The 19,195-nt window shown below is 69.7% G+C and carries 15 protein-coding genes and 2 pseudogenes; 5 read left to right on the top strand and 12 right to left on the bottom strand.

The genetic code is table 11. The features are described from left to right. Nucleotide 1 precedes the first annotated feature (1 nt). The 11 genes and pseudogenes from AC5WRT_RS08265 to ku form a co-directional block, all read right to left on the bottom strand. Nucleotides 2-2,785: a DUF1156 domain-containing protein gene (locus tag AC5WRT_RS08265; protein ID WP_496100054.1), complete on the bottom strand. Its 2,784-nt coding sequence runs from the start codon at nucleotides 2,783-2,785 to the stop codon at nucleotides 2-4. Continuing rightward, entirely contained in the window at nucleotides 2,782-5,940 is a 3,159-nt protein-coding gene (locus tag AC5WRT_RS08260) for a helicase-related protein (RefSeq protein WP_496100053.1), read from the bottom strand. The genes AC5WRT_RS08265 and AC5WRT_RS08260 overlap by 4 nt, the downstream gene beginning before the upstream one ends. An 826-nt stretch (nucleotides 5,941-6,766) precedes the next feature. Continuing rightward, entirely contained in the window at nucleotides 6,767-7,174 is a 408-nt protein-coding gene (locus AC5WRT_RS08255; protein WP_496093516.1) for a hypothetical protein, read from the bottom strand. A 128-nt stretch (nucleotides 7,175-7,302) separates the two neighbouring features. Further along, a pseudogene (locus tag AC5WRT_RS08250) lies at nucleotides 7,303-7,425 on the bottom strand (NERD domain-containing protein); the annotation flags it as partial. A 554-nt stretch (nucleotides 7,426-7,979) separates the two neighbouring features. Further along, complete coding sequence (locus tag AC5WRT_RS08245; RefSeq protein ID WP_496100100.1) at nucleotides 7,980-8,168, bottom strand: ComEA family DNA-binding protein; 189 nt, start codon at nucleotides 8,166-8,168, stop codon at nucleotides 7,980-7,982. Between the two features lie 21 nt (nucleotides 8,169-8,189). Continuing rightward, nucleotides 8,190-8,408 (bottom strand): hypothetical protein, encoded by a 219-nt coding sequence (locus AC5WRT_RS08240; protein WP_496100104.1) that lies wholly within the window; start codon nucleotides 8,406-8,408, stop codon nucleotides 8,190-8,192. Between the two features lie 358 nt (nucleotides 8,409-8,766). Continuing rightward, nucleotides 8,767-8,922, bottom strand: a pseudogene (locus tag AC5WRT_RS08235) (DUF4236 domain-containing protein); the annotation flags it as partial. Between the two features lie 554 nt (nucleotides 8,923-9,476). Then, nucleotides 9,477-9,962: a hypothetical protein gene (locus AC5WRT_RS08230; RefSeq protein WP_496093518.1), complete on the bottom strand. Its 486-nt coding sequence runs from the start codon at nucleotides 9,960-9,962 to the stop codon at nucleotides 9,477-9,479. A gap of 507 nt (nucleotides 9,963-10,469) precedes the next feature. After that, nucleotides 10,470-10,892 (bottom strand): hypothetical protein, encoded by a 423-nt coding sequence (locus tag AC5WRT_RS08225; RefSeq protein WP_496093519.1) that lies wholly within the window; start codon nucleotides 10,890-10,892, stop codon nucleotides 10,470-10,472. 138 nt (nucleotides 10,893-11,030) lie between these two features. Next, complete coding sequence (locus AC5WRT_RS08220; RefSeq protein ID WP_496093520.1) at nucleotides 11,031-11,372, bottom strand: hypothetical protein; 342 nt, start codon at nucleotides 11,370-11,372, stop codon at nucleotides 11,031-11,033. A gap of 209 nt (nucleotides 11,373-11,581) precedes the next feature. After that, nucleotides 11,582-12,676: a non-homologous end joining protein Ku gene (gene ku, locus AC5WRT_RS08215; protein WP_496093521.1), complete on the bottom strand. Its 1,095-nt coding sequence runs from the start codon at nucleotides 12,674-12,676 to the stop codon at nucleotides 11,582-11,584. Between the two features lie 86 nt (nucleotides 12,677-12,762). On the opposite strand from ku, the gene ligD reads away from it, so the two are divergent. Next, on the top strand, nucleotides 12,763-13,650 hold the full coding sequence (ligD, locus tag AC5WRT_RS08210) for a non-homologous end-joining DNA ligase (protein ID WP_496093522.1): 888 nt from the start codon (nucleotides 12,763-12,765) through the stop codon (nucleotides 13,648-13,650). Between the two features lie 506 nt (nucleotides 13,651-14,156). Here ligD and AC5WRT_RS08205 read toward each other — a convergent pair. Then, on the bottom strand, nucleotides 14,157-14,960 hold the full coding sequence (locus tag AC5WRT_RS08205) for an NERD domain-containing protein (RefSeq protein WP_496093523.1): 804 nt from the start codon (nucleotides 14,958-14,960) through the stop codon (nucleotides 14,157-14,159). Nucleotides 14,961-15,060: 100 nt separating this feature from the next. Here AC5WRT_RS08205 and AC5WRT_RS08200 point away from each other — a divergent pair, with 100 nt between their 5' ends. From AC5WRT_RS08200 to AC5WRT_RS08185, 4 genes are all read left to right on the top strand, one after another. Continuing rightward, nucleotides 15,061-15,570, top strand: a complete 510-nt coding sequence (locus AC5WRT_RS08200; protein ID WP_496093524.1) for a protein-tyrosine phosphatase family protein — start codon at nucleotides 15,061-15,063, stop codon at nucleotides 15,568-15,570. A 133-nt stretch (nucleotides 15,571-15,703) separates the two neighbouring features. Continuing rightward, entirely contained in the window at nucleotides 15,704-16,444 is a 741-nt protein-coding gene (locus tag AC5WRT_RS08195) for a hypothetical protein (RefSeq protein WP_496093525.1), read from the top strand. Next, nucleotides 16,441-17,691, top strand: coding sequence for an ATP-binding protein (locus AC5WRT_RS08190; protein WP_496093526.1), 1,251 nt, complete (start codon nucleotides 16,441-16,443; stop codon nucleotides 17,689-17,691). Before AC5WRT_RS08195 ends, AC5WRT_RS08190 begins: the two co-directional genes overlap by 4 nt. Nucleotides 17,692-17,835: 144 nt before the next feature. Beyond that, a complete protein-coding gene (locus tag AC5WRT_RS08185) occupies nucleotides 17,836-19,191 on the top strand; it encodes an FtsW/RodA/SpoVE family cell cycle protein (protein WP_496100052.1) in 1,356 nt (451 codons plus the stop codon). Nucleotides 19,192-19,195: the final 4 nt, after the last annotated feature.

The raw sequence follows: 19,195 nt of genomic DNA, 5'->3' as shown, positions 1-19,195 counted from the left end.
CTCAGGACTCCTTAATGGTGAAAGGAAGGGTGGGCTGGTCAACGCGCTCGCTGGCGGCGAGCTCGGTGGCGACGCGGTGCGCAAGGTTGGCGATGGTGCCGGCGTTGCGCTGAACGGCTGTGAGAGCCTTGGCCACTGTGTCGCTGGGAGGCAGCTGCGCGAGGATCTCCCCGACGACGGCCCACAAGTGCGCGTCAGTAGGTTGCCGGTCAGACTCAGCGACGACAGCGGCAACGCCTTCGGTGGCGCCCTGGTCCCAGGCGGCGGCCATAGCTCGGACCACCTCGAACGTCGAGGACCTGTCGCTGATAGCGCTCGGGGCGTCGAGACGCAACTTGTAGCCGCTCTTGCTCTCCGTGAGCAGCGCGCCGCGCAGATCCTCCAGGCGCAGGTTGTCCGCCTGCGCCTGAAATCGGGCCTCGCCTTTGGGAACGTCCGAGCGTGCGAAGAGCCGCTGCCAGAAGACCGCGAAGCGGGTGGGCGCGTCGAACGTCTCAAGCGGCAGCTCGTCCAGCTTGAGCGCTGTTGCGTCGCGGACCGCGGTGCGCGCTAGCTTGAGGTAGCGGTCGAGTTCGGCCTGGCTGCCGTCAGGCTTGAGAATTTTGGCGTAGCGGCCGTAGACCTCCATCGCCGGTCCGTAGGCTGCCATGAGCTGGTCAGTGAGGGCCAGGCCGTCACGGTCCCATTCCCGTACGGCGGTCTTGACCCGCTCAGCAACCTCACGGTCGACCTGAGCGGCGGTTGCGACTGGCCGGTTCGCGGCGGCAACGCGGCAGCCGATCGCGACTGTGACCTTGATGCTCGCCACCCCGGTCGAGGACGTCTCGGTCCTCGACGGCCAGGAGCTGGTAACGACGAAGCCGGCATCGCGCAGGGCTCCGAGCAGCCGTCGCCACGCGTCAGGGTCGGAGTGCCCAAACACAACGACAAGGTGGCCATCCGCGCGCAGCACGCGCCGTGCCTCGCCGAACGCACGGCTGAGCATCTGCTCGTAGAAGTCGCGAGTCCGGTGCTCACCCGGGGCGTTGCCGCGCTTGACGATGATCTCGTCGGTCTTGTCCTGCAAGCCTGGAACATCGAAAACATCGGGGAACACGTCGAAAAGGCAGCGCTTCAGCCAGACGTGAAAAAGATCCGACGCGTCGGCGTAGTCGATCATGTTGTAGTACGGCGGGTCAGTTACGACCGCATCCACCGACCCGTCGCGGAAGGGGAGGGCTGTCGCGGAGGCTCGGCGGAAGCGGCCCGGACGTCCTGCATTGCTTCCCTGGATGACCTTCTTGAGCGCCTGCAGGCCACTGTCAGTCACGCTCTCCCAGGTGCCCGGACCGGTCCCCGGCCCGGCCTCGAGGTAGTCGAACTGAAAGGACACCTTGCTCTCGTCCGCGAAGATGTCGTGGACCTGGACCCACGTCCCTTTGCGCGAGGCGTTGCCACCGAAGGCGCGTAGCTTCGCGCCCCGAGTGGAGTACCGGAGTCGTCGCTGCATGGTGGCTGCGGCGTAGGCCGTGAGCGCGTCCGCGTAGTCGGTGGTGAGTCGCGCAGCCAAAAGGTCGGTTCGAATGCCGCGGATGGCGCGGACTGTCTCCACGAAGAGTAGGGCCTGCCGGTTGTTCATGAGGGCGCCGTAGGTGCGGTATCCGTAGCCACTGGCCCGGATTGTGTCTTGATTGCCAGGCGGGATAGCTTCGTCCGGAACAGCAGTGAAAGGGCCGAAGCCGTCGAGCCGGGCAAGGTCGACGGACTTGGCGGCTGTAATCTCGTCAGCCGTCGGGGCGCGGAAGGTCTTGCCGACACCCTCATTCTCCTCACCAACGGCGAGGATTTCGTCCTCATATTGGCGGGCGAAACCCTTCGCCTTGACGGTGTCGAGCGTGTGGACGTGTCCGCAGGACGGAAACGGGCAGCGGGCGCTCTTGCCCTTGCGGCCCGCCGCGGCCGAGAACGTCGGCTGCTGGGCGGGGTCCCCGTCCACCACCTGGGAACGCCATCGGTCCCCGTCGATGACGAGCTCGAGCGACTGCCCGACGTCCCCCTCACGCCCGGAAGGAAACTGCAGCCGCATGCTGCCGATGAGCGGGAAGCGCCGACGGCACTGATCACAGGGGATGCTGACGGCCCACAGGTAGGCCCAGGGCACCTTGCCGCGGCTATTTGTCGGGTAGTAGGGCGCGACAGCCTTGGCCACACGCTTGTTCACTTCAGCGAGTACGGCGCGGACGTCGCGCAGCAGTCGAGGCTCATCGTCGCTGAAGAGCGTCTCTTCCGACTCAGGTCCGCTGGCGAAGGGAACGGCAGCCTCGGTCGACCAGTCGCGCAGCGGGTAGTCGGCCAGGAGGCGCCCACCCAGTGTTGCGACCGGGCTGAGGTCCGTTCCGACCGCGGTCACGCCGAGGCGCGCTGCTTCGAGGGGGATGATGCCTCGGCCACTGAAGATATCGAGTACGACAGGGCGACCGGTGGGGTACTCCTCCGCGATGGCTTCGCGCAGACGACGCAGCGCAGTGGGGTCGCCCGCTTCGATGGCCGATCGAACATCTGCGTGAAGATCTTCGCGGTCAGGCAGCAGGGTGGTCAGAACGGCGGCGCGAGCCTGCGCGATGGGACGAGAGGCAAACCAGGTGAAGAGTGCTTTTTCGCTGCGGCCGGATCCCGCGGTGGTACCGACGGAGGCGTCGACCGATGAGCAGGGGAACCAGTGGTCGATGAGGCGGCTGTGCACGTCACTGACGCGATCCGAGGCGGCCGCTGTGTCCGTCGACGGCGCCTTGGTGGTTGTGGTCACCGCTGCTCTCCCATCAGCCGACGCAGGTCGGCAACCTTGATCTGGAACCGCTCGATGCGCCGTGGCCCGGTGGCTAGGAGCTTGGCTGGGTCCTGGGCGCGGACGAGGACTGTCGGGGATGTGGCGCAGTCGGCCACGACGTAGAGCCAGTAATCCTGACCGCGCTGCTGCGCCTGAGCCCACTCGTGCTGCTCCAGCCACACCGGCTCCAAGCCCGCATGGAAACCCTTGACCTCGACGAGGCGTTGCTCTCGGGTGGTGCGGTGCCGGGCAAGCAAGTCGTAGCCGACACCAGCGGACTGCCGGTCGTCCACGTCGAAACCGAGCCGGTCCAGCTCGGCCAAGACCGTGGCCACCGCGACTGCTTCGCTGTCAGGGTCGTAACCAAGCTGGTCGACGAGGGCCTCACCGATAACGTGTGCCCAACCGACCAAGCGGGGAGCGCTCTGCCCGACCTTGCTGATGTCTTCAAGCTGGGCGAGACGGTGGCGCTTAAGCCCCTCGAAGCGGGACATCCGCTCACGCCGTTCGGTGGCTGGCAGCTCCTCGAGCTCGTCCATATATCGGTACTCGACCTGGTCAAGCTGCTGGCGCGCCTTGTCGACCCACGCCTCCCGCTCCGCGCGGGCGCGTGCGACCTCCCGCGTAAGCGCCGCCCGGGCTTCCAGTGCACTGTCGTGCCGCAACGCCGGAGATAGGGGCGGCACGACATGGCTGGAACCGGTGGGCCTGAGCAACATTAGGGACTCCCAGGCGCTCTCGAATGCCCCGGCACCGGAGTACCGAATGAGGACCGGGGACTTGCGCCGCTGCCGGCGGATGCCGTCATGTACCTCGACCTCGGCGTCGTAGACCAGGACGGTGTAGTTCGTCAGCGACGCGGGGTCGCTGAGGACCGTGCCCCGAATGAGCTCGCTCTCGCCAGTACGCAGGGCGAGGTCGGTCAGTTCGGCGAACGGCTCCTCGGTAGGCCCAAGCACAACGACGTCATCCAGCCCCTGAGAGCCGTCGTGGATCGCCTGCCGAACAGAGGCACCGTCAGCAGCAACGAGCGCCTCGTGCTCACCGCCGAGTGTGGGCGGCAACAGGCGGGCCGAGGTGACACGGCGGATGCCTTTGGCCGGCCCCGGGCCGAGGCGCCACTGCTCGGCACGGGCGAGTTGGTCGACGAAGCCGTCAACGATGACGGGGTTGATCGCTTCGAGGCGGTCGCTACGGAACCGGTCGAGGGCGGCCTCGGTGTTGGCGGGCGTGTGGAGCCGATCCTCGTCGCTCACCAACTCTCTTGCTTTGGACAGCAACTCGGCTGTGCCGGGAACGGTGACGGCCTGACCGGCTTGAGCGTCGATGAGCGCGCGGGTGTAGTCGAAGCCAGCTCGGGCGGCGGTTGCGTCGAGCAGGTCGAAGATCCGTCCGTCGAGCGCCTCGCCGGCGGCTTCCAGGTTGCCCAGCATGACTTCCTGGACCCGGCCCTCACGGGTATCGGGCGCAACGAGGTGGTAGATGTGCACCGGCTTGGTCTGGCCGATGCGGTGCAATCGGCCCATGCGTTGTTCGAGGCGGACCAGGGACCACGGAATGTCCCAGTTGATCATGATGTGGGCGGACTGTAGGTCGATGCCCTCGCCGCCGGCGTCGGTGGAGACGAGGACCTGGAACTCCCCGGCGAGAAACCGCTGCTGAAGCTGGTCGCGCTCATGGTGCCTGACTGCACCCTCGAGGGTCTCGACGCTGTACCCGGCGTGCGTGAACTGACTGGCGAGCCAGCGGGCAGTGTCGGCGAACTCGGTAAAGATGAGCAACTGACCCTGACCCGGCGCGATGCCATGCTGGGTGAGGAGCTTCTGGGTGCGTAGCCACTTCGTGGACGGGCCAACAGTCGTGGCAAGTCGAATGGCCGCGATGACCCCGTCGATCGCCCTGAGCTCCTCGCTCTTGCTGCGACTGCGGGCGTTGACGACGATGCCCTCGGCGCGCTCCCACGCCTCGTCGTCCTCGACGGCAAGGTTGACCGACCCGTCGCCCTGCGTGAACTCGTCAGGTATGGGGCCGTCGACCCGGCTGGACGCCGGCCCCTTGAGGGCCTCGTGCCGTCGTGTGATCGTAGCGGCGGCAGCCACCAGTGCAGAGGCAGCCCGCTTGCCGTAAATCGAGCGGGCCAGGGTCGCATTCTCGCCGTAGTACGTGTCGACGTAGTCCATCACCGCGGTGTAGGCCGCGAGTTCGTGGCCACTAAGGTCGACGGGCACCGTCTCGGCGTACCGAGGTGGGAAGAGATCATTGCCGTCGAAGTCTTTCAGTTCCTCCTTCATCCTCCGCAGGAAGGACAGAGTCGAAGGCCTCAGCGCAGTGTCGTACTCGGTCTTCCGCGGATCCCAGGGATACAGCGTGGGATCCAGGAGGCTCAGCAGGCCACGGAAGTAGTGCTCCTTACCTCGGTGCGGCGTAGCGGTGAGCAGCAGCAAGTGGTGAGTTCGGTTCGCCACTTCCCGCGCGGCGCCGAGGTATTGGGACGTAGGCGTCAGCCGGTGCGCTTCATCGAAGACCGTCAGCGACCACGACGCCCGAGCCCCAGAAATCTTGCGCCTAACGTCCGGGTTGTAGGTGTACAGGTCCACGCTTACGACCCACACGCTGACGCGCGGATCGAGGTCACGCGGGTCCCTGGCGACGTCAGGAGTGACTGTGGCCGCCTCGATCGCGAAATAGCGACGCAAGTCCCGCTTCCACTTCTCCACGAGGTGCGCGGGCACGATGATCACAGTCCTGCCAGGTATCAAACCTCTCCGCGTACCCTCGGCGATGTACATACCCGTCATGATCGTCTTGCCGGTGCCTGGTTCATCTGCGAGCAGGAACCGCAGGCGTGGCTGGGCCAGCATGTGGCTGAACACCGCCTCGTCCTGGTGCGCGTAAGGCCGCAGCGGGCGTGTGGCGAGGACAGCGGACCGGATGCGGGGGACGGCATACTGCATCCACCGCCCCCACAGTGCGGCGAGCGCCCGGGCAGGATCACCACCGGCGTCGTTGACAGGCACAACAGCCGCATGCAACTCAACGAGGCTCAGAGAAACGTCAGTGAGCGTGCCATCACTGCGGCGCACGACGAGGTCGACTCCATCGCCAGCGCCGGTAGCCGCGACGACGGTAGCCATCCCGCCGTCGATGAAGAGTTGGCTACCAGGGGACGGTAGATCGTTCGAGTCCGTCCCGCTCATATCTAACCCCGCTCGCGACTGACAATCCCCACCCGACAACACACCTGCTAGAAGTCCCTCGCGGCGCCCACTACCCCCTGAACACCACAGAAAATCGTACGGAACTGTACGTGTTCTTGGGAGAGTTGGTGACCACAGACCTCTGAACCGCCGCCCTTGAGCATGTCACCGACGTACCTCGCGGCGACGAACATCGCTGGTGAGCGGTTATGTGGATCATCATGCACACCGCGGAGAACATGTGGTGATGGCGTGATCAAAGTGTAATCTACATGAACCAGCATCACGAGGGCCAGAGGCCCGTTCCCGTGAGGATTCGTCAGCACCCGGGTCTCTGAACGTGTGCCGTCAGCCCTCCCGGTGTCGGCTCGGACTGGCCGACACCGTCGAACCTGGAACCCCAGTAGCTGGCCTGACCAACCTCGGTCGTCCGTGGACCATCCGTGGACGGGAGCAGGTCATAGCGAACTATGAACAGCTATGACCAGCACAGATACTGAGGAATCAATCGCCCTCCGGAGCCGTGTGCGCAGGTTCGAATCCTGCCGGGGGCACCCTGCATGAGGTGCCCAAAGACCCCGTCACCAGCGGAAACGCTGAGGCCGGGGTCTTCGCGTTTGTGCAGGCGTATGCGGCCCGGAGCGGCCGTATGTCGGGGTCCGTGAATAAGGCGTGGACGGGATCTTGGAGCATCCCCGCAGGTGAAGCCCACCAAGCCACGACGTCGCTGGACGGTCGGTCCACAGCACCCCCTGTCCTTGAACTACGGGATGGTGGTTGGCGTCAAGGCGCGGGAGCGCGAGGGCCGGGCAGCCAAGAGGACAAGAGGCACGCACGCAAGTTCGCCGAGGGCCACGAGCGGGAAGCCGTCGGTTGCGGTCAGGACAGCGACGGCGAGATGGCCGAGGGCGAGGAAGAGGAAGCCGCGGGACCAGGAGGCGATCGGCCAGCGGTACGCACGGGCGAAGGACCGGAAAGCGCCCCAAAGGCATGCGACGACCCAGAGCAGGGCGATAGCCAAGGAGACATAGGTCGTCCACGTAGTGCCGGGGCGGTCAGTTTCGCGGGGGAAGGCCACAGCGATCACAGTGATCCCGGCGAGCAGAACGAAGAGCCAGAGAGCCTCGACGATCAGGACCAGACCGAGGACGATGAAGGCAACCCTGCGCACCGGCGCTCCTCTGCGGGAGGGGTAAGGGGAGAAGGCGACGGAACAATACGCCGGACACTCAAGTCCTGCGGGGCCGCCCATGACTCCATCCAGTGGGAACGGCCGGCGCCCCATCGGGGTGCCCCGGCTCAGGCCTGGTTCCATGCCTGGTGATCGCGAGCGACGCTGTACACCTGCTCCACCTGGTCGACCGTGAGAACGCCTGAAAGCGGAGCAAGTGCCGATACCTGGCGCTCCTGGTACACCCGGACACGCCCGGCACGGCACCTCGCCGCGTTCTCGGACCACCCGAGTACGCCCGGTAGCGGGTGATCCTCCGCCGTGCGACGCACCGCACCGGACGCCGCGGCCCGTCCGACCCGATCCAAACGAAACCCCTCAGGTGCACTCGGTCACCCGGGCCGGCGTCGCAGCCCAGGGCGTCGAAGCGAGCCCCATCACGCAGCGAATCGCCTTGCGTCGTGGGCAGGCTTCCGACGTCGTCCATCGGGCCTTGCGCCGCGACGCTCGTCCTGCCGAGGAGCCAGAGATCCACCTCGCAGCATCTCCTTGGCACAGGAGCAGGCGGACCCGTACCGATCGTGCCGCTCGGTACAGGGGGCGGCTACCAGCGCGTCCGCGCCTACCTGCGCGACAAGCGCGCTTCCCCGTGGCCGGTGACTGCCCGACCGCCGCCCCCCCCGCCTCGGACCGTCGTCGTGTCGTTGCCGCCGAGGCGGAGAACCACCGCCGCGTTCTCACGCACGCGGTCCGGAGCCAAGGCTCGACTCGGGTCCGGCACGAGACTCCGGACCGTCCTGGACACCTACCGCGGCAGGAGCAGCGCGTAGTCGCGGATGCGTGCGGCGGCACCTTTCTCGACCTGGACGAAGGCGAACACCTCGTCCAGCGAGCCGAAAGAGCCGAGGTCCTGACGAGTGGCCACGATCTGTTCGGCCAAGGACGGCTCGACAGAGCACGCCTCGGCGATGACATGGGCCGGGGCACTGTTCAGATCGATCAGGCCGCCGTCGTCCTACTGGCGCGGCACGTCCGGGCGGCCGATACGGAGGTCGTGGGCGAGAACAGGGTCGCTCTGCGCGAGGGCGCGCGCCTCGTCCCTGCGGGCACGGGCGGCAAGGTGCGCTGCGACGACCGGATCGGCAACCACGAGGTGAGCAGGCACTGCCGGATCCGTGTCGGGGCCGTAGACCTCGCGGCGGAGCGAGACCAACTGGAAGCAGGCTGCCGCCATCACAGCCAAGGCCAGAAACGCAGAGATCGTGCTCAGCGCGTGGCCGGCTGTGCCGACCGGGTTCCCCTGGGCGTCCTGCGGCGTGATCGAGACGAGACACCCGGCACGACTGCGACGGCCGCATGGATTCCAGCCCGAAGTCGCAGGTCCTTACGGCCCAGTCGGGCCGCCGCGTGAGCGAAGGTATCGCGCTGAACAGGCCGACCGACAGAAGCACAATCGCGAAGTACCACGCTCCGGGACGCCGCCTCCTGCCTTCACGGTGCGCCGCCGAGTCGGCGGTCACAGCGACGTTCACTGCTGTGCTCGAGGTGCCAGCACCCTGCCGCTTGCCCCTGCTGCTCGTGGTGTAGCGCAGACCGGTCCCGGGAGCGGAGACGGTGGTCTGCACACGGCCGTTGGCCCGCTTGGTCACTCGGAGGCCCTTCACGCCGGCCGAGTAGCTGATCCCCGACTTGGAGGCTGTGACGCGAAACGGGCCCGCCTTGAAGCTCTTACGGTAGGAGAAGCCCATGTTCTACGCCCTTCTGACATTCCGTTTGGAGCGCCATCTCTCCAGGCACGGACGATCACGCAGCGCGCCGTTGCCGAGTTGTGATGGGCTCTGGCACGAGAAGCCGTATCGCCATCGAGTACGGGGACGAGCTTGATCGGGCACGGCCTTGGTCGGTGATCTCGACCGGGTGGTTGCGTGAGTACAGGACCGCTTTGCGCGTGGCCGGGACGTGTGGGACGGGGTACGGACGGGGTCATGCGGTCTCGTCGCCGGGGTGGATTTCGGGACAGGGGCGGTCCGCGCCCCCGTCAGGCGACCCCGTCCACCACCAACGTGCCGTTGCGGGGCCGCGCACGGGCGTCTGCGAGGAGCAGCCGATGACCACGGGATCGGTCCGGCGGCCTGCCTCCGGTGGTCCTCGGGTGCACTGGAGCGGGCCGGGAAGCGGCTGTCCGCGAGGATGCCAGCGCGTCTCCTACTTGGGCATCGGTCCGGCGGCCTGCCTCCGGTGGTCCTCGGGTGCACTGGAGCGGGCCGGGAAGCGGCTGTCCGCGAGGATGCCAGCGCGTCTCCTACTTGGGGAGGGCGTTGAGTTGGCGGTGCAGGAGTGCCTCCGCTCCGCCGCGGTCGGGGGTCGCGGCGGTGAAGTAGTGGATGTAGACGAACAGGTTGCTGCGGACGCTGATGAGTTTGACGCCGGCGTTGCCGAGGTTGTCGAGGGTGGTGATGACGGAGCCGGTGGCGTGGTCCGCGGGGTCCGCGAAGGTCTGACGGTGCGGTGTGCTTCGGGCCTGCCAGGTGGCGACCATGGACTTGTACATGCTCTCGGCGCCGGTGGGTGCGGCGAACCGTACGAGGAGGATGTCGGCCTGGCTCTCGTCGACGTCGATCCAGCCCTGTCGCGCGGCCGCGACGAAGTGTCGGCGTTCGAGCACGGCCTTCTCCCGCGAGACGACGTCCGCGGCGAAGAGCCCGTGGGCGAAGCCGTCCAGGTCCAGCGGGCCGTTGCGGTCGGTCCAGGCATGCGCGCCTGCCGGTACCGGGAGGATGGCGGCCATGAGCTGGGCTCCCGCTCCAGAGGCGGCCGCGTCCGAGGGTGAGGACGGGATGGCGGGGGTGGGCGGAGGTGACGCCGTCGAGCCCGTGGCCGCCGATGACGGGCGGGAGTGTGGCGTCGAGCAGCCGGCCAGCGCTGCCGCCAGAAGGGTTGCGGCGAGGACCTCGGCGTATCGTCTCGGTATGTGCACGCCGGGATCATGGTCGATCCCACGATCCTGCGTCCAGTGTCTTTCCGCGGGCTGCCGGACCACCGGGTGACGTCTTGTTGTACGGGTGCTGTGCGGTCGGCGCGGTCGCGCGGCGGCCCGACGGTGTCAACGGGATGAAGACGGAAGGCAGTGGTCGCGGAGTTGTGGCTGCGGCTGTCGTCGGCTCGATCAGGCCGACGGCGGGCCGCTTGCGCCTTCATGCCCCGAGAGCGCGAAGTCCGGACCCGCCGCCGGCCGGCACGAGGAGACGTACCCGGGGAACGAAGCGCGGCGAGGCAGCACAATAGGCTTTCTCGTTCACTCGTTGTCATCCCGCTCGTTGTCGTTCTGCTTGATGTCGCTCTGCTTGACGTCGTCCTGCTTGACGTCGTCCTGCTTGACGTCGTCCTCCCCGGGCTCGACGTGGATGACTCGGCCGTTCCTGCCGTTCATCCCTCTTCTTCCGTTGTGGCCCCTCCTGCCGCGATGGCCGATTCTGCCGTCCGGTCCCCGCCTTCCTGTCGGGCCCGCGGGGCCGGAGGGGCCCGAGGGGCCGGAGGGGCCGGGCGGGCCCTGCAGTGTGCCGGTCCCCATCAGGTCGACGCGCCGTGATCGGAGTTCGTCGAGTTGCTGTTGGTGGGCGACGAGCGCGGCCGACTGGGCGACGAGCGCAATGGTCAGCACCGCGCCGAGCGCAAGGCGGCGCCGTGGGGCACGCGGCGTCTCGTTGACGTTACTCACTTCATTCCTCACGGTGGGTGACGGAGTGGGGGCAAGTGACGAGGATTCGGGCGAGGGGACATGCGTGTCGGACCGGTCCGTCGGGCTTCGCCGGCCGGGCCGATGGCGCCGCCCTGCCCTTGCGCTGCGGCCGTGGGACTACGACGTCCCATGGCTGCTCGACGCCGGCGGGGCGACAGCGTCCTTGCCGTCCTTGCCGTCCTTTCCGTCGTGGCCGTCCCGCCCGTCCTTGCCGTCCTTTCCGTCCTTGCCGGGCGGCCCGATGGGGCCCGCCGGGCCGGGAGGGCCCGAGGGGCCGGACGGGCCCGGGGGACCGGGTTCGAGGCGCTGCTGGAGGTCGATGGGCTGTACCTGCAGATCGTCGATCTGCATCTGCTGGTCGATGAGCGCAGCTGACTGGGCGACGAGCGCGACGGCCAGAACTGCGCCGAGCACAATGTGGCGTCGTGGGCCACGCAGCGTTTCGATCACACTTCTCACATTGTTCCTCACGCTCTGTGACGGCATGCGAAAGTGTAAGCGCGACGCGCTGGGGAGGGTTGGACCGCCGCGTCGCATCGACGCCCGGGGCGATCACGGCCCCTCGAATGCGGGAACAGCGACAGCACCGGTGGCGCGAACGCGTGCCGGGCTCACGTCCGGCACGCACCGCTTTGCCCCGTCCGCCCGCAGCGCCGAAAGGACGGCTCTCACGCCGTCCGCTTGCGGGACGCGGTCTTCGCCGCCGTCTTACCCGCCGCCGTCTTACCCGCCGCCGTCTTTCCCGCCGCCGCCTTCTTCGTCGCCGCCCCGGCCCTCGCCGTGCCCTTCGAGGCCGCCGTCTTCTCCGTCGCCTGAGCCGTCCTTGTCGTCCCCACCGTCCCGGACGTCGGCTTCCGGGTGGCCCCCGTCTTCTTCGCGGCGGTCGCCTTCCTGGCCGTGGCGGTCGACTTCTTGCTTCCGGCCGCCTTGGGTGCCGCCCTGCGGGACAGTGGTCTGACCTCGCCCCGTGCTCCGGCGGGCCGTTCGCCCCGGGACTCGCGCGCCGCGCGGACGCTGCTCTCCAGCGCGGCCATCAGGTCCAGCACCGTGCCTCCGGCAGCCGGCTCGGGTGCCTTGGGCGGGGCCTCGCCGGAGGCCTTCGCGGCGATGACCTCCTCCAGGGCCTCGCGGTACTCGTCGTGGAGGTCCTCGAGGTCGACCTCGCCGAGGGTGTCCATCAAAGCGTCCGCCAGGTCGAGTTCCTTGTCGCGGACGGCGACGGAGGTGTCGGGGGCCACACCCTCGGGGGCGCGGACCTCGTCAGGCCACAGCAGGCCGTGCATGGCGATCGCGTCGCCGATTACGCGGAGCATGCCGAGGCGTTCGCGGCCGCGCAGGGCGTACTTGGCGATGGCGACCTTGTTGCTGCGTTCGAGGGCCGCGCGGAGCAGGACGTACGGCTTGGCGGCCGGGGCTCCGCCGGCGGCGAGGTAGTACGCCGCGCCCATCTGGAGCGGGTCGATCCGTTCGGCCGGTACGAAGGCCACGATCTCGATGGTGCGGGCGGTCGGGATGGGAAGGTGGGAGAGGTCCTCGTCGGTGATGGGGATGATCGAGCCGTCCGCGTCCTCGTACCCCTTGCCGATCTCGGCCTGGCTGACTTCGCGGTCCTCCAGTTCGCAGACCTTGCGGTAGCGGATGCGGCCGTTGTCCTCGGTGTGGATCTGGCGGAAGGAGATCGCGTGGCTCTCCGTGGCGTTCACCAGCTTGATCGGGATGCTCACGAGCCCGAAGGAGAGGGCGCCGTTCCATATCGATCGCACGAGCCGCACCCTTCCTGCGCCGATGGCCGATCGTAGGGATCAAGCGATTACAACGACTTCGCCGGTTTTTCTGGGATTGTCATCCTATGACGCCTATCACAGAGGTGGAGGGGCGGCGGGTCGCGCTCAGCAACCTGGAGAAGGTGCTGTACCCGGAGAGCGGCTTCACCAAGGCGGAGCTGGTGCACTACTACGCGACCGGCGCCGGTGCGCTGCTGCCGCATCTGCGCGACCGGGCCGTGTCCTTCCTGCGCTATCCGGACGGACCGGACGGGCAGCTGTTCTTCACCAAGAACGTCCCGCCGGGTACGCCCGAGTGGGTCACGACGGCCGAGGTGCCGCGGTCGTCGGCGGACAGTCCGGCCCGGATGGTCGTCGTACAGGATCTGCCGAGTCTGGTCTGGGCGGCGAACCTCGTCACCGAGTTCCACACGCACCAGTGGCTGGTGCAGTCGCCGCACCTGGCCGACCGGCTGGTCTTCGACCTCGACCCGGGCGCGCCCGCGAACGTCGTCCACTGCTGCGAGGTCGCCCTGTGGTTGCGGGACCGGCTCGCGGCGGACGGCATCGAGGCGTACCCGAAGACGGCCGGGTCGAAGGGGCTGCACCTGCTGGCTTCCGTCCGGGGCTCGTCCTCCGAGCGGACCAGCGACTACGCGAAGGCGCTCGCCGTGGAGGCCGAGCGGGCGATGCCGCGGCTGGTGGTGCACCGGATGACGAAGAGCCTGAGACCGGGAAAGGTGTTCGTCGACTGGAGCCAGAACGCGGCCCGCAAGACCACGGCCACGCCCTATACGCTGCGCGCCCGCCGCGCGCCGCTCGTGTCCGCGCCCGTGACCTGGGAGGAGGTCGCGCAGTGCCGCAGCCCGGGACAGCTGGAGTTCCAGGCCGGCGACATCGCGCCACGGCTCCAGGATCTCGGTGACCTGATGGCGCCGCTGCTGGACGCGGGGGCGGCGGCCCCGTTGCCCTGACCAGGGCCCCCGCAGGTCGCCGGCGGGCATCCGTCCCGGTCAGGACGATGCCGGCCCGGCGGTGGGAGCCGAGAACTCCGGTCAGGACAACGGGCCGGGCTCCCCGGGCGGGAGGGCCGGGGACGAGGGCGCCGCGAGCCGGGGTGCCCGCGCAGCAGCGGGTCAAGGCAGCCAGGGGCGAACGTTCCCGTCAGGAGAGCCGCCGCACCCCAGCCGGGTGCCTCCCCCACCTGTCCGAGCGGCACGCCCCGGGGGGCGTTCGGATCAGGTCGGACAGGCCGCGGCGTCCGGTGCGGTGTGTCGCACGGCGGAGGGCCACCCGCGTACCGGGCGTGCTCGGGTGGTCCGGCAACGCGGCGAGGTGCCGTGCCGGGCGTCGCGGACCCGGGCCGATCCGAACGAAACCCCCTGGCTGGTGCCCCGGCAGGCACCGGAAGGCCGCACCCGTTCAAGATCCCTCAGCCGAGACCTGGCTCACCCGTCCACAACCTCCCGAGACAGAACACCTAGACCCTTCCCCACGTCCTGCGGTCCCGTGCCATCGCGTGCAGCGCCTCCACGTCCGCCGGTTTCAGGACCCCTCCCAGCCGACCCAGGCCGGTCAGCTCGGTGTCCTGGAGGATCCGTACCGTCCTCGGCCGAATCGTCATGGTCACGTCGGCCGGGCCGGCCAGGGCCAGGACCGGGCGGACCTCGGCGGTCAGGGCGTAGGAGGCCCGGTCGGCGACGGCGCGCAGCCGGCGCAGCAGGGGCTCGGGCTCGCGGCGGCCCACGGTGACCATGGGGTCGGCGATCCGCACCCGTGCCTTGCGGGCGTACAGGGCGTGTACGGCGAACAGGCCCCCGGGGCCGAGCAGGAGATGGTGGATGCGGTCGCCGCCGGGCAGGGATATGGAGTGCAGGGTGTGCCAGCCGGCGCCCTCCAGGCCGTCCAGCGCCGTGCCGACGGTCTCCTCGGCACTCAGGGCGCGCCGGCGCGGGTCGGGGCGCAGCCGGCGGGCGGGGCCGGGGTCGCGGTCGAGGTCGACGAGCAGGGCCTCGCCCGGGCGGTTGGGCGCCAGGTCGTCGTCGGGGTGGAGAGTCAGCCGGGCGAGTTCCGCGGGGGTCGGGACCGGTGGCGGGCCCACGGTGACCGGGCCGGTCAGGAACGGTTTCAGGGCCTCGAGCACGTCGTCCCTGCTGTCCTCGCCGAGCAGGTTGACCCGGCCTGTCTCACGGTCGTACCAGGCGACGCCGGATCCGTCCGGGCGGCAGACGTAAAGCCGTTCCCGGCCGTGCCGATACGCCGGCACCACGCGCAGTGCGCTCATGCGCCATCACCCCTCGACCATGGGAACAGGCGGGGTGCTCCCGGGGCAAGACCGGTTACCGTGGGGGGCGGCCCCGCGAGGGGGAGTTGGGGAGGCGCCGTTGCGGATCCGCGGAAAGCAGCCCGACGTACCGGCTCCGGAGAGCCCGTGGAACGAGATCGTGCCCGGCCTGTGGATGGGCGGGCACGAGTTCCGTGGCCGTTCGGGACGGCCGGAGCTCGCCGTCGTCCATGACGAGTTCGATGTGGTGCAGACGCTGCTGCGGCTGCCGGGGTACGGCCCCGATCCGGGTGTCGAGCACCATGTGTGGCCGATTCCGGACGGGCCGCTCGACGGGACCCAGCTGGCCGGGGTGATCCGGCTGGCGCGCGCGGCGAACGAGGCGCTGGACGCCGGCCGCCGGGTGCTCGTGCGCTGCTACCACGGGTACAACCGTTCGGGTCTGGTCGTCGCGCATGCCCTGGTGCAGCGCGGGCAGGCCTCGCCCGACGAGGTGATCCGGCTGATCCGGTCCCGGCGCTCGGCGTGGGCACTGCACAACGAGCTGTTCGTGGAGTATCTGCGCGCGGGCCTGTCGACCGTGCGGCTGCTGGAGGAACTGGCCGAGTAGCCTCTCTTCCGGCGTCACCCGGAAGGACGCACAGGCGTCACTCTCACGGGTGCAAAAAGTACTTAGATCGGAATTTACCCGTCTACGCATAAGGTGTATGGGCCCCGACCGGCCCCGAGATCCCAGGAGCACCGTGCCAGCCCGCCGTTCCGCGCGCACCGCCCTCGCCGCGGCCGCCGTCGTCCTCCTCTCGGGGACGGCGGCGGCCTGCGGAGACGCGGCAGGGCTGCGAGGCGCCGGCGCGACGCCGCCCGCGGTCAGCCCCGCCAAGCTCTGGCCCGACCTGCGTCCGGCGTCCAGCCCCGCCTACCCCTACGACGTGGCGACCCGGGAGGTCGTCAAGGGCGTCGCGGTCCCCGGTGACGACATCCGCAAGATCGACCCCGTGGACGTGGTCGAGGCCGAGATCCGGGCTCATCCGGACGACTACGGGTCGAAGGGGCCGTACCACGCGACCGTGGACCGGCTCAGGGACTGCCGGGCCGGCGGCGACCAGGCCCGCTGCCCGCTGCTGAAGCCGTACTACCGGGACCTCACGGGCGACGGCCGGGACGACATGACGCTCGGTTTCCGGCTCTACCCGACCAACCAGACGGCCGTACGGGTCTACACCGTCGAGAAGCACAGGCTGGTGCAGGTGCTGTCCGACAACGACGCGATCATCGGCGTGGAGCTGGCCGGCCGGACGTTGATCGAGCGCTCGCCCGCCGACATCTCCGGCTACGAGTACCGCACGACCTGGGTGTGGGACCCGGGACAGCGCGCGATGGTCTTCTCCCGCGACGAGTACCTCCACACCGGTGACGGCCGGCACGCCAAGAAGCCCTCGCCGTCCCCCTCCCCGTCCGGCTCCCCCTCCGCGAGCGCGCCATGAGGCTCGCGCTCCCCCGGTGGGCCGGGCCGCTCGCCGTGAAGGCCGCCGCCTTCATCACGGTGATGTGCTGTGCGCTGGCCGCGCTGCTCAGCGTCCTGGTGCACGTCTCGGTGACCAACCAGACCGTCGGCCAGGCCCGCGGCCGGGCACTGTCCCACCTCGCGGACGCCACCGCGGCGTACGAGGCCGGGGACGCGCTGCCGCCGAGCGCCGGTGTGGACCCCGAGGGGCTGCCCGCGCCGTTGCGGCGGCTCGCGGCGGCCGGCGAGCGCGGCACGATGGTCTCCTCGTACGACGGGCGCCCCACCATGTGGGCGGCGGGCCCGGTGACCGGGCACCGGGCGCTCGCCGTGGCCCTCGACTACTCGCAGCAGTCCCGCACCATCGCCGGGCTCGACAACTCCATCCTGTGGTCGTCGGGGCTGGCGATCGGGGCGACGGTGCTGGTCGGCGTGTTCGCGGTGACCCGGGTGACACGGCGGCTGCACGGCACCGCGCAGGTCGCCCGCCGGATCAGCGCGGGCGACCTGGACGCGCGCGTGGACGACCCGCGCACGAAGGACCCGTCCCGCCCGCAGGACGAGGTGGCCGCGGTGGCCGCGGCCCTGGACACGATGGCCGCGACGCTGCAGAGCAAGCTGCTGAGCGAGCAGCGCTTCACCGCGGACGTGGCGCACGAGCTGCGCACCCCGCTGACCGGCCTGCACGCGGCGGCCGAGCTGCTGCCACCGGGCCGGCCGACGGAGCTGGTGCGCGACCGGGTGGCGGCGCTGCGCACCCTGACCGAGGACCTGCTGGAGATCTCCCGGCTGGACACCGGGCGGGAGAAGCTGGACGCGGACACCGAGGAGCTGGGGGCACTGGCCCGGAGGGTGGTACGGGCCTCGGGCACCGACACGGAGGTGCGGGTCCTCGCCGACGCGCGCGTGGAGACCGACCGGCGGCGCCTGGAACGGGTGCTGGGGAACCTCGTGGCCAACGCGCACAAGCACGGGGCGCCGCCGGTGGTGCTGACGGTGAACGGGGCCGTCGTGACCGTCCGGGACCACGGAACCGGATACCCCGAGTATCTGGTGGCCCATGGGCCGCAGCGCTTCCGTACGGAGGGCGGTGCCACCGGGCACGGGCTGGGGCTGACCATCGCCGTGGGGCAGGCGGAGGTGCTGGGGGCGCGGTTGTACTTCGCGAACGCCGTGGACGGCGGGGCGGTCGCGACGCTGATCCTGCCCGCGACCGAGAAGGCATAGCGCCCCGGACCGCCGGTCGCCTCCCGGTGACGGATCCCTCGGTGTCTCCCGCACCCACGCGCCGGAGCCGCACATGGATACGGTCCCGGGCCCCTTCGGGGTGCCCCACGGCGGCGAGACGTCCCGTTTGGGTAGGTTCCGGGCATGACCAAGGCCGGAACCACCGTGGCGGCGCAGGCTCCCCCGCCCGTACGCCTCGCCCGGCGCCGTGGCATCGAACTCGCCCTGATCCTGCTGGCCGTGCTGCTGGCCGTGTACGGGTACTGCGCGGTGGGACTGGCCCGGACCGGCACCGTCCCGCCCGACGCCGTCGGTTACGGCGCCGGGCTCGGGGTGCTCGCGCTGTGCGCGCATCTGGCGGTGCGGATCCGGGCACCGTACGCCGATCCGCTCTTCCTGCCGATCGCCGTGCTGCTCAACGGACTGGGGCTGGTCCTGATCTACCGGCTGGACCTGGAGACCCCGGGCCAGGAGGCCGCTCCGGCCCAGCTCGTGTGGTCCACGCTCGGGGTGGGGCTGTTCATCGCCGTGGTGCTGGTGCTGCGCGACCACCGGGTGCTCCAGCGGTACGCGTACGTCTGCGTCGCCGTCGCGCTCGCGCTGCTGGCGCTGCCGATCCTGTTCCCCCCGGTCAACGGCGCCCGGATCTGGATCCGGATCGCCGGATTCTCCATCCAGCCGGGCGAGTTCGCGAAAATGATGCTCGCGGTGTTCTTCGCCGCCTATCTGGCCGCCAACCGCAACGCGCTCGCCTACACCGGCCGGCGGCTGTGGCTGCTGCAGTTCCCCACCGGGCGGGTGCTCGGGCCGATCGTGACGATCTGGCTGCTGAGCGTCGGCGTCCTGGTCCTGGAGCGGGACCTGGGCACCTCGCTGCTGTTCTTCGCGCTGTTCGTGGTGCTGCTGTACGTCGCCACGGGGCGGACCGGCTGGATCGCGGTCGGGCTGCTGCTCGCGGTCCTCGGCGCGGTGGCCGTGGGCCGGACGGAACCGCATGTGCACCAGCGCATCACGGACTGGCTGCATCCCTTCGCCACCATCGAGGCCGGGCAGGGCCCGAACCAGCTCTCCCAGTCGCTGTTCGCGTTCGCGGCGGGCGGAGTCCTCGGCACCGGGCTCGGGCTCGGCCACTCCGTCCTGATCGGCTTCGCCGCCAAGTCCGACTTCATCCTGGCCACGGCCGGCGAGGAACTGGGGCTCGCGGGGCTCGCGGCGGTCATCCTGCTGTACGCGCTGCTGATCGAGCGCGGCTACCGGGCCGGCCTCGCCCTGCGCGAGCCGTTCGGCCGGCTGCTCGCGGTCGGGCTGGCCTCGGTCCTGGCGCTGCAGGTGTTCGTGATCGCGGGCGGGGTCACCGGGCTGATCCCGCTGACCGGCATGGCGATGCCGTTCCTCGCCCAGGGCGGCTCCTCGGTGGTCACCAACTGGGTGATGGTGGCGCTGCTGATCCGGGTGAGCGACTCGGCGCGCCACCGGTACGACGGGCGGGAGGCACCGTGACCGG

Source organism: Streptomyces sp. NTD91, assembly GCF_059510455.1.
Note: the sequence above shows the minus strand (reverse complement) of the source record. Positions and strands in the feature narration are given on the sequence as shown.